The following is a 14,177-nucleotide window of genomic DNA, read 5'->3' as shown; positions in this document are numbered from 1 at the left end:
CAAGGAACCCCTACAATGCCGCTCTCTTTGCAGTTACAGCAGCAGTGGCAGACCGTTTGCGAACGTCTGCCTGAGTCATTACCGGCGTCATCCTTAAGCGAGCAGGCGAAAAGCGTGCTCACTTTCAGTGATTTTGTGCAAGAAAGCGTGGCGGCGAATCCTGACTGGCTGGCGGAGCTGGAAAGCGCCCCGCCGCAGGCCGACGAATGGCGGCATTACGCCAGCTGGCTGCGGGCATCGCTTGACGAGGTGGCCGATGAAGCCACGTTGATGCGCGAGCTGCGCCAGTTCCGCCGTCGGGTGATGGTGCGCATTGCCTGGGCGCAGGCGCTGGAGCTGGTAACGGAAGAGAGCACCTTGCAGCAGCTCAGCGAGCTGGCGCAGACGCTGATTGTCGCCGCGCGCGACTGGCTCTACGCCGCCTGCTGTAAAGAGTGGGGGACGCCGTGCAGCGAAGAGGGGGTTCCTCAACCGCTGTTGATTCTGGGAATGGGCAAGCTTGGCGGCGGGGAACTCAATTTCTCCTCCGATATCGATCTGATTTTTGCCTGGCCGGAAAAAGGCTCTACCCGCGGCGGGCGACGCGAGCTGGACAACGCCCAGTTCTTTACCCGCCTGGGGCAGCGGCTGATCAAGGCGCTGGATCAGCCGACGCAGGACGGTTTTGTCTATCGCGTGGACATGCGTCTGCGCCCGTTCGGCGACAGCGGCCCGCTGGTGCTGAGCTTTGCCGCGCTGGAAGATTACTACCAGGAGCAGGGGCGCGACTGGGAACGCTACGCGATGGTCAAGGCGCGGATCATGGGCGACAGCGACGACGTGTACGCTAACGAACTGCGCGCCATGCTGCGCCCGTTCGTCTTCCGCCGCTATATCGACTTCAGCGTGATCCAGTCCCTGCGTAACATGAAAGGGATGATCGCCCGCGAGGTGCGCCGCCGTGGCCTGAAGGACAATATTAAGCTCGGCGCGGGCGGCATTCGCGAAATCGAATTTATCGTTCAGGTTTTCCAGCTGATCCGCGGCGGACGCGAGCCGTCCCTGCAATCCCGTTCGCTGCTGCCAACCCTTACCGCTATCGAGCAGCTTCACCTGCTGCCCGAGCAGGACGCGCAGACGCTGCGCGACGCCTACCTGTTCCTGCGTCGTCTGGAGAACCTGCTGCAAAGTATTAATGACGAACAAACCCAGACCCTGCCGGGGGACGATCTCAACCGCGCCCGTCTGGCGTGGGGGATGCGCGTGGACGACTGGGCGACGCTGACCGAACGGCTCGACGTGCATATGGCGGGCGTGCGGCGGATCTTTAACGACCTGATCGGCGACGATGAGAGCGAATCCCAGGACGATAACCTGTCCGAGCACTGGCGCGAGCTGTGGCAGGATGCGCTCCAGGAAGACGACACCACGCCAGTGCTGACGCACTTGAGCGACGACGACCGCCATCGCGTGGTGGCGCTGATTGCTGATTTCCGTCTGGAGCTGAACAAGCGCGCCATTGGCCCGCGCGGCCGTCAGGTGCTGGATCATCTGATGCCGCATCTGCTGAGCGACGTCTGCTCCCGCGCGGACGCCCCGGTGCCGCTGTCGCGCATGATGCCGCTGCTGAGCGGGATTATCACGCGGACCACCTATCTGGAGCTGCTGAGCGAATTCCCCGGCGCGCTCAAACACCTGATCTCCCTCTGCGCGGCGTCGCCGATGGTTGCCAACAAGCTGGCGCGCTATCCGCTGCTGCTGGACGAACTCCTCGATCCGAACACCCTCTATCAGCCCACGGCGACCGACGCCTACCGCGACGAGCTGCGCCAGTATCTGCTGCGCGTGCCGGAAGAGGACGAAGAGCAACAGCTTGAAGCGCTGCGCCAGTTTAAGCAGGCGCAGATGCTGCGCGTGGCGGCGGCGGATATCGCCGGCACGCTGCCGGTAATGAAAGTGAGCGATCACTTAACCTGGCTTGCAGAAGCGATGATCGACGCAGTAGTGCATCAGGCGTGGGTGCAGATGGTGGCGCGCTACGGCCAGCCGAAACATCTGGCCGAACGCGAAGGGCGCGGGTTTGCGGTGGTTGGTTACGGCAAGCTCGGCGGCTGGGAGCTGGGCTATAGCTCGGATCTCGATTTGATCTTCCTGCACGACTGCCCGGTCGACGTGATGACCGACGGCGAGCGGGAAATCGACGGGCGTCAGTTCTATCTGCGCCTGGCGCAGCGCATCATGCACCTGTTCAGCACCCGCACCTCGTCGGGTATTTTGTATGAGGTGGACGCGCGCCTGCGTCCGTCCGGCGCGGCGGGCATGTTGGTCACCTCCACGGAGTCCTTCGCCGATTATCAGAAGAACGAAGCCTGGACGTGGGAGCATCAGGCGCTGGTGCGCGCTCGCGTGGTCTACGGCGATCCGCAGCTTAACGTGCAGTTCGACGCGATTAGGCGCGACGTGATGACCACCCTGCGCGACGGCGCGACGCTGCAAACGGAAGTGCGCGAGATGCGCGAGAAAATGCGCTCGCATTTAGGCAACAAGCACCGGGATCGTTTTGATATCAAAGCCGACGAGGGCGGTATTACCGATATTGAGTTTATTACCCAGTATCTGGTGCTGCTCCACGCACACGACAAGCCGAAGCTGACGCGCTGGTCTGATAACGTGCGCATTCTGGAACTGCTGGCGCAAAACGACATTATGGACGAGCAGGAGGCGATGGCCTTAACTCGCGCCTACACCACGCTGCGTGACGAGCTGCACCATCTGGCGCTACAGGAACAGCCGGGCCACGTGGCGCTGGACTGTTTCGCGCAGGAACGCGCCCGGGTCACCGCCAGCTGGCAGAAGTGGCTGGTGGAACCGTGCGTAACAAAACAAGTGTGATATTATCGCGCGCAAATTGTGAATCTTTCTGGAGTCAGGAATGAAAGTAACACTGCCAGAGTTTGAACGTGCTGGGGTTATGGTTGTCGGTGATGTGATGCTGGATCGCTACTGGTATGGGCCGACCAGCCGCATCTCCCCGGAAGCACCCGTTCCGGTGGTCAAGGTCGATACCATTGAAGAGCGTCCCGGCGGCGCGGCAAACGTGGCGATGAACATTGCCTCTCTGGGCGCGCATTCGCGTCTGGTGGGCCTGACCGGCATCGACGATGCGGCGCGTGCGCTGAGCAAGTCGCTGGCGGACGTGAACGTGAAGTGCGACTTCGTTTCTGTTCCAACCCACCCGACGATCACCAAGCTGCGCGTGCTGTCGCGCAACCAGCAGCTGATCCGCCTCGACTTCGAAGAGGGGTTTGAAGGCGTTGATCCTGAGCCGCTGCACGAGCGCATCAGCCAGGCGCTGGGCAATATCGGCGCGCTGGTGCTGTCTGACTACGCGAAAGGCGCGCTGGCAAGCGTGCAGACCATGATTCAGCTGGCGCGTAAAGCCAATGTACCCGTGCTGATCGACCCGAAAGGCACCGATTTTGAGCGCTACCGTGGCGCTACGCTCCTGACGCCGAACCTCTCTGAGTTTGAGGCGGTGGCGGGCAAGTGCAAAACCGAAGCGGAAATCGTTGAGCGCGGCATGAAGATCATCGCCGACTTCGAGCTGTCAGCGCTGCTGGTGACCCGCTCCGAGCAGGGTATGACCCTGATCCAGCCGGGTAAAGCCCCGCTGCATATGCCAACCCAGGCGCAGGAAGTGTACGACGTGACGGGTGCGGGAGACACGGTTATCGGCGTGCTGGCGGCAACGCTGGCGGCGGGTAATTCCCTCGAAGAGGCCTGCTATTTTGCGAACGCGGCGGCGGGCGTGGTGGTTGGCAAGCTCGGAACATCGACCGTTTCCCCTATCGAGCTGGAAAATGCGGTGCGCGGTCGCGCCGATACCGGCTTTGGCGTGATGAGCGAAGATGAGCTGAAGGTGGCCGTCGCCGCTGCGCGCAAGCGCGGCGAGAAGGTCGTGATGACCAACGGCGTGTTCGACATTCTGCACGCGGGCCACGTTTCCTATCTGGCGAATGCGCGCAAGCTTGGCGATCGCCTGATTGTGGCGGTGAACAGCGATGCCTCTACGAAGCGCCTGAAGGGCGAAACGCGTCCGGTTAACCCGCTTGAGCAGCGCATGATCGTGCTCGGCGCGCTGGAGGCGGTGGACTGGGTGGTCGCGTTTGAAGAAGATACGCCGCAGCGCCTGATTGCGGGGATCTTGCCGGATCTGCTGGTAAAAGGCGGAGATTACAAGCCGGAACAAATCGCGGGCAGCGAAGAGGTCTGGGCCAACGGCGGCGAAGTGATGGTGCTCAACTTTGAGGACGGGTGTTCAACCACCAACATCATTAAGAAGATCCAGAAAGACAGTCAGTAAAAAACGGGCCAGTTGGCCCGTTCGTTTTTCACCCTCTCCCTGTGGGAGAGGGCTGGGTGAGGGCATCAGGCTGCTCTTACTCCTGGTCATCCACCGGTGGGATTGCCGGAGCCGGTTTTACTTCGTCCGGCGCCTGACGGTTTTCCAGATCGCTCAGACGCTGTTCCAGCAGCGCCAGCTTTTCGCGGGTGCGCAGCAGCACCTGCGTCTGCACGTCAAACTCTTCACGGCTGACCAGATCCAGACGGACCAACTGCGCCTGCAACGTCTGGCGGATTTTCTTTTCAACGTCATCACCAAACTCACGAATGCCTTTTGGCATGGACTCATGAACCTGACGCGCAATTTGCTCAATTTTCTTCGGGTCGATCATTGTGGCTTCCCTTGATGAAACAATGTTAATAAACATTGTAGCGCGTCATCGCGCAGGATAAACCAATATTGTTTGAAGCTTATGCATTGCCCAGGTTAATCAATAGCGTTATAGTTATCCCGCTTATTCTCAGGGCGGGGCGAAATTCCCCACCGGCGGTAAATCAGCGTCATGCTGAAAGCCCGCGAGCGCTTTGAGTGAACACTCAAAGGTCAGCAGATCCGGTGTAATTCCGGGGCCGACGGTTAGAGTCCGGATGGGAGAGAGTAACGATCCAGTCGGGCGAGGCCCGCTCACGTTATTTTTTTGCCGCACATACGGCGCTCCTAAGACTGCCCTGATTCTGGTAACCATAATTTTAATGAGGTTTTTTTTACCATGAATCAGACGCTACTTTCCTCTTTTGGCACTTCAACTCAACGTGTTGAACATGCACTCGATGCACTGCGCGAAGGCCGCGGTGTGATGGTGCTTGACGATGAAAACCGTGAAAACGAAGGCGACATGATTTTCGCCGCCGAGAACATGACCGTTGAGCAGATGGCGCTGACCATCCGTCACGGCAGCGGCATCGTATGCCTGTGTATCAACGAAGACCGTCGTAAGCAGCTCGACCTGCCGATGATGGTTGAAAACAACACCAGCGCCTTTGGTACCGGGTTTACCGTGACCATCGAAGCGGCGCACGGCGTTACCACCGGTGTTTCTGCCGCTGACCGTCTGACCACGGTTCGTGCTGCGATTGCTGATGATGCTAAACCTTCCGATCTGCACCGTCCTGGCCACGTTTTCCCACTGCGCGCGCAGGCGGGTGGCGTGCTGACGCGCGGTGGCCATACCGAAGCGACTATCGATCTGGTGACCCTGGCAGGCTTCAAACCTGCGGGTGTGCTGTGTGAACTGACCAACGATGACGGTACGATGGCCCGCGCGCCGGAGTGCGTCACCTTTGCCCGTCTGCACAACATGCCGGTCGTCACGATTGAAGATTTGGTTGAGTACCGCCAGGCGCACGAGCGCAAAGCCAGCTGAAAATGCTGAAATAAAAAAGCCGGGTGAATCCCGGCTTTTTTGTGTCTGTCAGAACCTACTGGTAGTTGATCTTGATAATAAGGTCTTTGCTGAAAGGCCCGGGAACCAGATCGCTGCCTGGTTTTTGGGTAAGCTCCGCCAGATAATCATGGGTTACGACGACCACGTTGTCACCGCTCTGGTATGAAGCAAAAGGCTGGTAGCTGTTGTAAATCACATCTCCCGCAACGGTATCGGTGATACGCATCAGCAAACCATTTCCCATATCAAGATGGGTATCATTATAGAGCGCGTCAGTGGTGTAAAAGCTGGTGGTAACGTCGAACTGTTCCGTACAGTCAGCCTCCAAATCACGGACCGTTGAGATGCTAAAGGGCATCCTGATCCGCTGTCCCCGTAAGAAGGCGTTATCGCTAATCTCCTCAAAATCCACAATCTGGCTCTCCGGGAAAATTTTAATATTCACCCCGCAGTCAAGAAAGTGAATGTTGTCTAACCCGGTAATGTAATAGCGAAAATTTTTCGCTCCCTTCAACAGGTTTGCGCCGCCTGCTCCATCAAACTGGAGCACGTTTACCGAACCAAAGTCCCAGGTATACCCTGCTGAGGGAGGCAACGCTTTCAGCTTGATGTAAAGGCGAAAAGTGACAGTAAACGTGACGTTCTTTTGTAAGGTACTGCCGTTACAGCCAGGGCTACGCCAGGTCTCTTTATATAAGTTGTCGTATCTGTCCAGACAGGCGCCTGTGTCAATACCTTGTCCGGCCATATCATGATCCACGCCTGCGTAGGTCACCCCGAAGGTGAGATAAGGGTTGTTGATTACGCTTTCGCTGTTAAACGCAGCAAGCATGATCCAGGCATGAATGTTTTCAGTGGCGTTATTTTCCTCCCAGCTCTTCGCGTTATCACAGTAAACGGTGACCGTGATGTCGGGCGTTTCCCAGAATTTTTGCCTCAGTTTCGCGTTCGCAGGGATAGTGAAAGGGGGGAGCGTTGTCGTGACGTTGGTTTCGCCACCTATATTGTTATGGTAGCAATTGACTGCAAATGCCGGGCAGGCAATAAGCGCACTCAACACAACCAGCACACGAAGAAAGTGAATCATTTTTAGCCTCTCTGAACGGGCGTATTTTTACAGGCAGACTCAACCGCGTTGCAGCTGATTTTGAACATCGCCAGGCCGCCATAATCGGTGACAAATCCAATCTGAAACTGCGCCGGAAGGTTTTTAACCTGCTGCTCCGCCTGGCTGAACGGAGCGACCATGACGCTCTCTGCACCCGGCATCAGCGTTTTTCCGTTTATCCCGATATAGCCAATTGTTATGTAATAGGGCGTCGGATTATTGATGCGCATTCCCCCGGCGGTGCGTGATACCAGCACCTTCTGTACCGGCACTACGTCCCCTGATTTCAGCTCAACGTTTCCGGGACGATAAAAAAGCTTCAACCGGCTCTGCATGGCAATCTGTATGACGTTGGTTCCCTGTGCTTTTGGCGGGATCTCGCGCACGTTGTAGAAGAACAGCGTTTCTCTGTCCTGGGGCAGTTGATTCAGTTCGGCCAGCGCCATCATCCGCACCTGCGCCTGCTCGCCTGGCTCAATTCGCTGCATCGGAGGAATGACGGAGATAAAGCTGCGCGTTTTCTTGCCGCTGCTGTCTTCAATCCAGGACTGCGCAAGGTAAGGATCGCTTTTGCTTTGGTTGGTCAGACGCATCGACACGCTTTTATCGGAAGCATTAAAGATAAGGCGCGTTCTGTCTGGAGAAACGATGGCTGACGCGGTGCTGCTGATAAAAATCAGACACAGCAGACCGGCCAGACGGTGTTGAAATTTCATAGTATTCATCCTGATTTAACGTCCTGTTTTACAGGGTAAAATAATGGCGCTTTCGTGAATGTTGCTCTGGTTTGGCGGGGTGATTTCACAGGTGTTATCCGCCCAGGAGAGCCGCAAGGTGCTGTTTTCCTGAATACCGCTAAGATATACAAACCCCTCCTCGGCAACGATCCCTGCCTCCCTGCCGGAAGACGCCTCGATGACGCTAATACCGAGCGGCGGAACATTCCCCTCCTGCGTGCGCACAATGCCGACGATCTGGTAACCCTTCGTGGCGCTTAACTGCGCATAACCTATTGCACCCTGAGTGAGGGTGGTACTGAGCACCGGAGTTGTGATGTCTACCCCTTCAGGCAATTTGCTGCTGTCTACGCTAACGGTAGCGGTGGAGTAGCTGGTAAGAGAAGGCACAACGGCGATCCCCTGGCTGTTGGTGACCGAACGGGTGCTATTGACCTCAATGCCCTGCACGCCCTGCGCATCGACCATCATGCGCGCGCCATCTGACGGGCTGTAATCGTGCAGCGCCATACCAAAACGGGTGGCGGTGAATGAGCCGTTCCATCCCAGGTTAGCGGCGTTGTAATGATGGGGTTGCAGGCTGCCGTTGACGCTCATGCGACCATACGGCGAGTAGTGCTGGAAACCCGCGCGCAGGGACGGTTCGCCGTTACCCATGTCATCCTCTGTCGCCGTTGTCGATAAATTCCAGGTGTTGTTCCTGTCCGTGACGTCGTAGAAAGAGGCCATATGGGAAGGGGAGTGACTGCCCGAGCGCTGGTAGCCGTACATCAGGTTGCGACCCGGCTCCAGCGGCAGGCTGAACGAAAAGTAGAGCTGATTTTCATCCTCGTTATTCCAGTGAACGCGGCTGAGCGACAGGGACGTAGAGAGTCCCCGGAGGCGACCTATATCAAAACTCCGACTGAGCGATAGCGAGTAGTAGGTACTGCTCCTGGCATCCCAGTAGGTATTGCGCGCGATGTTCAGATAGGTATTCAGGGCCAGCGCATCAACGTACTGGTTAAAGGAGAGCACGTAGCTCTCCTTCTCATTGTTCTGCGAAGAACTACCGCTGCGTGAGGCCAGATACTCATTCATGGAGACATAGTTTTCATCGGAGAAGCGATACCCGGAGAAACTGATCTGGCTGCCGGTGGACTCAAAGCGCCGCGCGTAGTTTGCCCGGTAGCTAAATCCGCGCTGCTTTTCGCTCTCCTGGCCCAGGTGCGCCTGCGACCCCGTGGCATCGACCGACAGGGCGCCCAATGCGTTAAGGTTAAAACCTACGCCTGAGGTTAAGGACTGATAATCTTCGACGGTCAGCAGTGCCCCTCCGTAAAGAGAAACGTTGCTGAGCCAGCCCCAGGAGGCTTCCCCCGTCCAGAAAAGCGGGTCTACCAGATTATTTCTGCCCGAGGTGCCTGGCTTACCCACCGATGTTTTGTAGCGAACCTGACCTTTTCGGGTGAGATAAGGAACCGAGGCAGAGCCCACCTGGAAGGTGCTTTTACGCCCGTCTTCCTCTTCTACCTCGACATCCAGCTGACCTTGATAGGTTTCACCAAGATCGGACAGGACGAACGGGCCGGGTGGGACGTTGGTTTGATAGAGAACGCGACCGGACTGGGACACGGTGACTTTGGCGTTGGTTTCCGCGATACCGGTGATTTGTGGGGCGTACCCTTTTAAATCTGGCGGCAGCATACTTTCGTCACTTTCCAGAGAGGCGCCGGTAAACTGGAACGTATCGAAAATGTCCGAACTCAGATTGTATTGCCCCATCGACAGCTTAGCCGCCAGCGAAGGGATAGGGCGATAGAGCCAGGTTCTTGGCAGGCTGCTGTCAGCATAGACAGACTGGCCGTTGATGAAGTTTTGGTTGTGCTGAAAATCGGAGCGCAGCCGCCACGCACCGAGGTTAAAACCCAGCGTACCGTAGGCGCTGACGTTCTGGCTGGTGTTTCCGCTGTCGGGGTTATACTGACTGGCATAGACGTTGTAATCCAGCAGCATTCCCGTTACGCCTTCATCCCAGTACTCTGGTGACGTCCAGTTTTGCGCCTGATATTTCATCCATGCCTGCGGCACGACGATCTGCAACACCATATTGGCTTTGTTCAGCGACCAGGTCAGCTCAGTATTAGCGCTAAGATCCAGGCAGTCGCTACCCTCTAACGCCTTAAGACCATTGATAAAATCGTCGTTAAGCCCAAATTGAATGAGATGTTTCCGCGTTAAGCAAAGCCGCGAGCCATATTCATTATCAGCGGCAAACCACGTCATGGCGATCGGTGCAGGCAACGTGTTTTTATTTATTTGAACCCTGACAAGGTAATTACCGGGCGTGATATGACCTTTCTTTTCGAATCGGGAAATATCAATATTATCGCGATCTTCCACATCAATCATATCAACGTTGAATTCAACAGCCGCTACGGAAAGTGGGAGTGTAAACGTAAAAATAAACGCAGACAGGCAACGTTTTATTAAAACGGGCGGGGTGTTGGAGAAATTTTTAGATAATATAAGCATGGAATCCATTCCTTTTAACAATCCTTTCTCATTCTGTCGACAATTTGCGCTGACTGAATGTAAAACGAAAGCAAGTGCGTAAAAGGATTATTTATAATCTAAAACGTAATTTGCCTGCGCCTGTACGGCGCCCGGCGTGACAGTGCTGCCCGCTACTGTTTCCATACGTGCTTTAAAATTCAATTCCTGGTTAGCGTTAGTGTTGGCAAAATTCACTGCAACAGGGGTGCCCAGCGTCACGTTTTTGCTGTTGCTGTCGAGCAGACGCACGCCCACGCCCGTTGCGCCGCCCAGGCTACCCTCTAGCGAGTTTTTCATCAGGCTAGTGTCGGTGGTGTTTGTAGCTGAAGAGGTGAAAGTCACTTTGACCTTATCGATTGTGGTCGTGCTTTCGCCGCTCCGGGTGGATAAAATACAGTCCTGAAGATGGATGCTGAAATCAACCGGGGAAGAGGTGTTGCCGCTCTTAATAATGCTGTCAGAAACATTGCCCAGTTCGACGGTCTGATTGAGATCGCTTGAAGCAATGGAGCAAGGCGCACTAATGATGTTGCCGGTAAAGGTTATAGTACCAGCCCCCTGATCGTCAGCAGCGAAAGCGTTACAGACAGTTCCGGATATAATGGCCGCGGTGAGGTATGCTAAAACAGTGTTATTTCGCATTAATATAATCCTTTATAATCAGCTTTAAATATGTATTGCGTTAACAGTGAACTATCTTTAGGATGATTTTAAAATTTTTGTTAAATAATGCAGCGTAACAGAATTTACCATTCTGGATAAAATAATGCATTTTAGCTTTAATTAAACTAACTTTTATTTTATTTGAAAGAATTTAGGTGGCATATTGAAAGCGGGTTTTTTAATCGAATTTTGACCTGTCCGCGCCAACAGAAGGGGGAATAAATTATCCGGAATGATACTTGCAGGAATATAATATTATCACTCAAGTGAATGATATGTTTTTTATAATAAAGAACATTGCTTATCACGCTGCAAAAATAAAAAGAGCGCTTTAAGTAAAGCGCTCGTTAAAATTAACCAATGCCTGCCGTTTGTAATAACACCAGGCTCAGACCCATCACCGACATGCCGCATAAGACGCCATAGCTCGGGTTGTTGTTTGGATCAATCTCTTTGGCAAGCGGCATGAGCTCGTCCACCGAAAGCGCGACCATAATGCCCGCCACCGCTGCCATGATGGCCGCCATGACCACCGGCGATACCAGGCTGCCGAGAATAAGCCAGGCCAGAACGCCGCCCAGAATTTCCGCCAAACCCGAAATACCGGCCCAGAATACGGCGGTGCGTTTAGACCCCGTTGCCGCATACACCGGGCCCGCTACCGCAAGTCCTTCAGGAATATTGTGCAATGCCACCGCCAGGGCAATACCGAACCCCATCTCCAGGTTGGCGCTGGCGGTAACGTAGGTGGCGATACCTTCCGGGAAGTTGTGCAGGCTAATGCCGAGCGTGAGCAGAATGGCCGTGCGTTTGATGTTGCGCGGCAGCGGCGTCACGCTTTTTTGCATCAGATCCTGCGGATGCGCGTGCGGAAGCATACGGTCGAGAGCGAAGTAGCCCAGCAGGCCGATAACGAACATGCCATAGCCCAGCACGGGCGACATACCTTCCGCTGCCAGCGCCGCAGGCAGCATCTCCATCAGGGAGATCAGCAGCATGATCCCGGCGGCAAAACCGAGTGAAAAGGCCAGCACGCGATTTGACGGTTTCTGCCCAATGACGCCGAGGATCGCGCCAATAAAGGTCGCTGCGCCCGCGAGTATGGTCAGGAGAAGTGGAACTGACATTTATCACTCCTTATGATAATGATTATCATTTATATTAATGACTCATCGTCCGCAAAGCGAGAGGCGACCTTCGCATTTACAGATTCCTTACATTCAAAATTCCTGATGATGATCTTCACGGTTATCAGCGTTCATCTTTAGCGGATTGCGCGTAATGTAGACCCATCAAAATGACACCTTATGTAAGGATATCACCATGACTTCTTCTCGTATGCCAGCACTGTTTTTAGGCCACGGCAGCCCAATGAACGTTCTGGAAGATAATGTCTATACCCGCACCTGGCAGCATCTGGGGGAGACATTACCGCGCCCGAAAGCGATCGTGGTGATTTCCGCACACTGGTTTACCCGTGGTACCGGCGTTACCGCGATGGAAGCCCCGAAAACCATCCATGATTTCGGCGGATTCCCGCAGGCGTTGTATGACACGCATTATCCGGCACCTGGCTCCCCTGAGCTCGCGCAGCGCCTGGTCGAGCTGTTGGCTCCTGTTCCGGTCACGCTGGATAAAGAGGCCTGGGGCTTTGACCACGGTTCATGGGGCGTGCTGATCAAAATGTACCCGAACGCGGATATCCCGATGGTGCAGCTCAGTATCGACAGCACCAAACCCGCCGCGTGGCATCTGGAGATGGGCCGTAAGCTCGCCTCGCTGCGCGATGAAGGCATCATGCTGGTGGCAAGCGGTAACGTGGTGCATAACCTGCGCACCGCGCGCTGGCACGGCGAGAATACGCCTTATCCGTGGGCTACATCGTTCAATGAATTTGTGAAAGAGAATCTGACGTGGCAGGGCCCTGCCGAGGCGCACCCGCTGGTGAACTATCTGGATCACGAGGGCGGCTCGCTCTCTAACCCGACGCCGGAACACTTCCTGCCACTGCTTTATGTGCTGGGGGCGTGGGATGGCCAGGAGCCGATTTCGATCCCGGTTGACGGTGTTGAGATGGGTAGCCTGAGTATGCTGTCGGTGCAGGTGGGGGAATAAAAGCAAAACGGCAACCTGTGGTTGCCGTTTTTAGTGTTTGCACCCTCTCCCGTGGGAGAGGGTTGGGGTGAGGGCATCAGGCCGCACTCTACTCAACAAATATATGCGGATAAAATCGTGACAGATCCTGAGTGATCAGCGCGCGATCTTCGCGGATGCCGATCCCGGCGGGCTGGTCGTTGATCAGCCAGCTGCCAATCAGCGTATAGCTATCGCCAAACTTCGGCAACTGACAGAACCCCTGTACGATCATGCCCTCTTCGCCGTATGGCCCTTCGACCGCCTCCAGCGTTTTGCCGTTCTCGATGATCGATACGTTAGCCCCTTCACGAGAGAAAATAGGCTTCACCACGTATTTATCCATCGGCGGGAAGTCGTCTTCCCCGAAGTATGCCGGCAGCAGGTTTGGATGATCCGGGAACATTTCCCACAGCAGCGGCAGCAGCGCTTTGTTGGAGATAATGCTTTTCCAGGCAGGCTCCAGCCAGCGCACGCCAGCGTCTTCCAGCTTGGTGGAGAACATCTCGCGCAGCATGTATTCCCACGGATAGAGCTTAAACAGGTTACTGATCACCTGGTCCTGGGTATCGGTGAACTGGCCTTTTTCCCCCAGACCAATGTCCTCGATATAGAGGAACTCGGTGGCAAGCTCGGCTTCTGCGGCGCAGTCCTGCAAGTACTGCACGGTGCCACGGTCTTCTTCCGTGTCACGGCAGCAGGCGAGGTGCAGCAGGTTAAAACCGTGCTGTTCACGCAGCTGGGCGAAACGCTCAATCAGCTTTTCCTGGAGACTGTTAAACTGGTCGCTGCCTTCCGGCAGGTTCCCGGCGTTAACCTGATCTTCGAGCCAGATCCACTGGAAAAACGCGGCTTCATACAGGGAGGTTGGCGTATCGGCGTTGTTTTCCAGAAGCTTAGGTTCGCCAGCGCCATCCCACGCCAGATCGAGGCGAGAATAGAGGGAAGGCTGGTTCGTCTTCCAGGACTGACGCACGAAGCTCCAGGTGTGCTTAGGGATGCGGAATTTGGTCATCAGCGCGTCGCTGTCGATGACTTTCTCGACCACCTTCAGGCACATCTGGTGCAGCTCGGCGGTGACCTCTTCCAGCTTCTCAACCTGCGCGAGGGTGAGCTTGTAGTAAGCGTCTTCACACCAGTACGGCTCGCCGTACATGGTGTGGAAGTTAAAGCCATACTCGGTCGCTTTTTCGCGCCAGTCCGGGCGCTCGATAATACTGACTCGTTCCATGA

The 14,177-nt window shown here is 55.6% G+C and carries 11 protein-coding genes and 1 riboswitch; of the genes, 4 read left to right on the top strand and 7 right to left on the bottom strand.

Annotated elements, in window-relative coordinates; genetic code table 11:
- Positions 1-15 precede the first annotated feature (15 nt).
- Positions 16-2,871 (top strand): bifunctional [glutamate--ammonia ligase]-adenylyl-L-tyrosine phosphorylase/[glutamate--ammonia-ligase] adenylyltransferase, encoded by a 2,856-nt coding sequence (glnE, locus tag ACSVHP_RS17160; protein ID WP_447552536.1) that lies wholly within the window; start codon positions 16-18, stop codon positions 2,869-2,871.
- Positions 2,872-2,911: 40 nt separating this feature from the next.
- Positions 2,912-4,342: a bifunctional D-glycero-beta-D-manno-heptose-7-phosphate kinase/D-glycero-beta-D-manno-heptose 1-phosphate adenylyltransferase HldE gene (gene hldE / locus ACSVHP_RS17155; RefSeq protein ID WP_447552535.1), complete on the top strand. Its 1,431-nt coding sequence runs from the start codon at positions 2,912-2,914 to the stop codon at positions 4,340-4,342.
- Between the two features lie 76 nt (positions 4,343-4,418).
- Here hldE and ubiK read toward each other — a convergent pair whose 3' ends face one another.
- Entirely contained in the window at positions 4,419-4,715 is a 297-nt protein-coding gene (gene ubiK, locus ACSVHP_RS17150) for a ubiquinone biosynthesis accessory factor UbiK (protein ID WP_417315297.1), read from the bottom strand.
- 121 nt (positions 4,716-4,836) lie between these two features.
- Positions 4,837-4,987: riboswitch (FMN riboswitch) on the top strand.
- A 106-nt stretch (positions 4,988-5,093) separates the two neighbouring features.
- On the opposite strand from ubiK, the gene ribB reads away from it, so the two are divergent.
- Positions 5,094-5,747, top strand: coding sequence for a 3,4-dihydroxy-2-butanone-4-phosphate synthase (gene ribB / locus ACSVHP_RS17145; RefSeq protein ID WP_234674320.1), 654 nt, complete (start codon positions 5,094-5,096; stop codon positions 5,745-5,747).
- Positions 5,748-5,802: 55 nt separating this feature from the next.
- Here the strand turns inward: ribB and ACSVHP_RS17140 are convergent, their stop codons facing one another.
- From ACSVHP_RS17140 to zupT, 5 genes are all read right to left on the bottom strand, one after another.
- Entirely contained in the window at positions 5,803-6,855 is a 1,053-nt protein-coding gene (locus ACSVHP_RS17140) for a pilus assembly protein (RefSeq protein ID WP_447552533.1), read from the bottom strand.
- Positions 6,856-6,857: 2 nt separating this feature from the next.
- The gene (locus tag ACSVHP_RS17135; RefSeq protein ID WP_447552532.1) at positions 6,858-7,592 is read right to left on the bottom strand and encodes a fimbrial biogenesis chaperone; all 735 of its coding nucleotides are present in this window, start codon (positions 7,590-7,592) and stop codon (positions 6,858-6,860) included.
- 15 nt (positions 7,593-7,607) lie between these two features.
- The gene (locus ACSVHP_RS17130) at positions 7,608-10,127 is read right to left on the bottom strand and encodes a fimbria/pilus outer membrane usher protein (RefSeq protein ID WP_447552531.1); all 2,520 of its coding nucleotides are present in this window, start codon (positions 10,125-10,127) and stop codon (positions 7,608-7,610) included.
- A gap of 87 nt (positions 10,128-10,214) precedes the next feature.
- Positions 10,215-10,790, bottom strand: a complete 576-nt coding sequence (locus ACSVHP_RS17125) for a fimbrial-like protein (protein ID WP_417315290.1) — start codon at positions 10,788-10,790, stop codon at positions 10,215-10,217.
- 374 nt (positions 10,791-11,164) lie between these two features.
- The gene (gene zupT / locus ACSVHP_RS17120) at positions 11,165-11,938 is read right to left on the bottom strand and encodes a zinc transporter ZupT (RefSeq protein WP_417315661.1); all 774 of its coding nucleotides are present in this window, start codon (positions 11,936-11,938) and stop codon (positions 11,165-11,167) included.
- A gap of 196 nt (positions 11,939-12,134) precedes the next feature.
- Here zupT and ygiD point away from each other — a divergent pair, with 196 nt between their 5' ends.
- On the top strand, positions 12,135-12,926 hold the full coding sequence (gene ygiD / locus ACSVHP_RS17115; protein ID WP_447552530.1) for a 4,5-DOPA-extradiol-dioxygenase: 792 nt from the start codon (positions 12,135-12,137) through the stop codon (positions 12,924-12,926).
- Between the two features lie 88 nt (positions 12,927-13,014).
- Here the strand turns inward: ygiD and ACSVHP_RS17110 are convergent, their stop codons facing one another.
- Entirely contained in the window at positions 13,015-14,175 is a 1,161-nt protein-coding gene (locus tag ACSVHP_RS17110; protein ID WP_447552529.1) for a glutathionylspermidine synthase family protein, read from the bottom strand.
- Positions 14,176-14,177: the final 2 nt, after the last annotated feature.

The organism is Enterobacter sp. 186315 (genome assembly GCF_053290175.1).
This window is presented reverse-complemented; position numbering and strand designations above follow the sequence as displayed.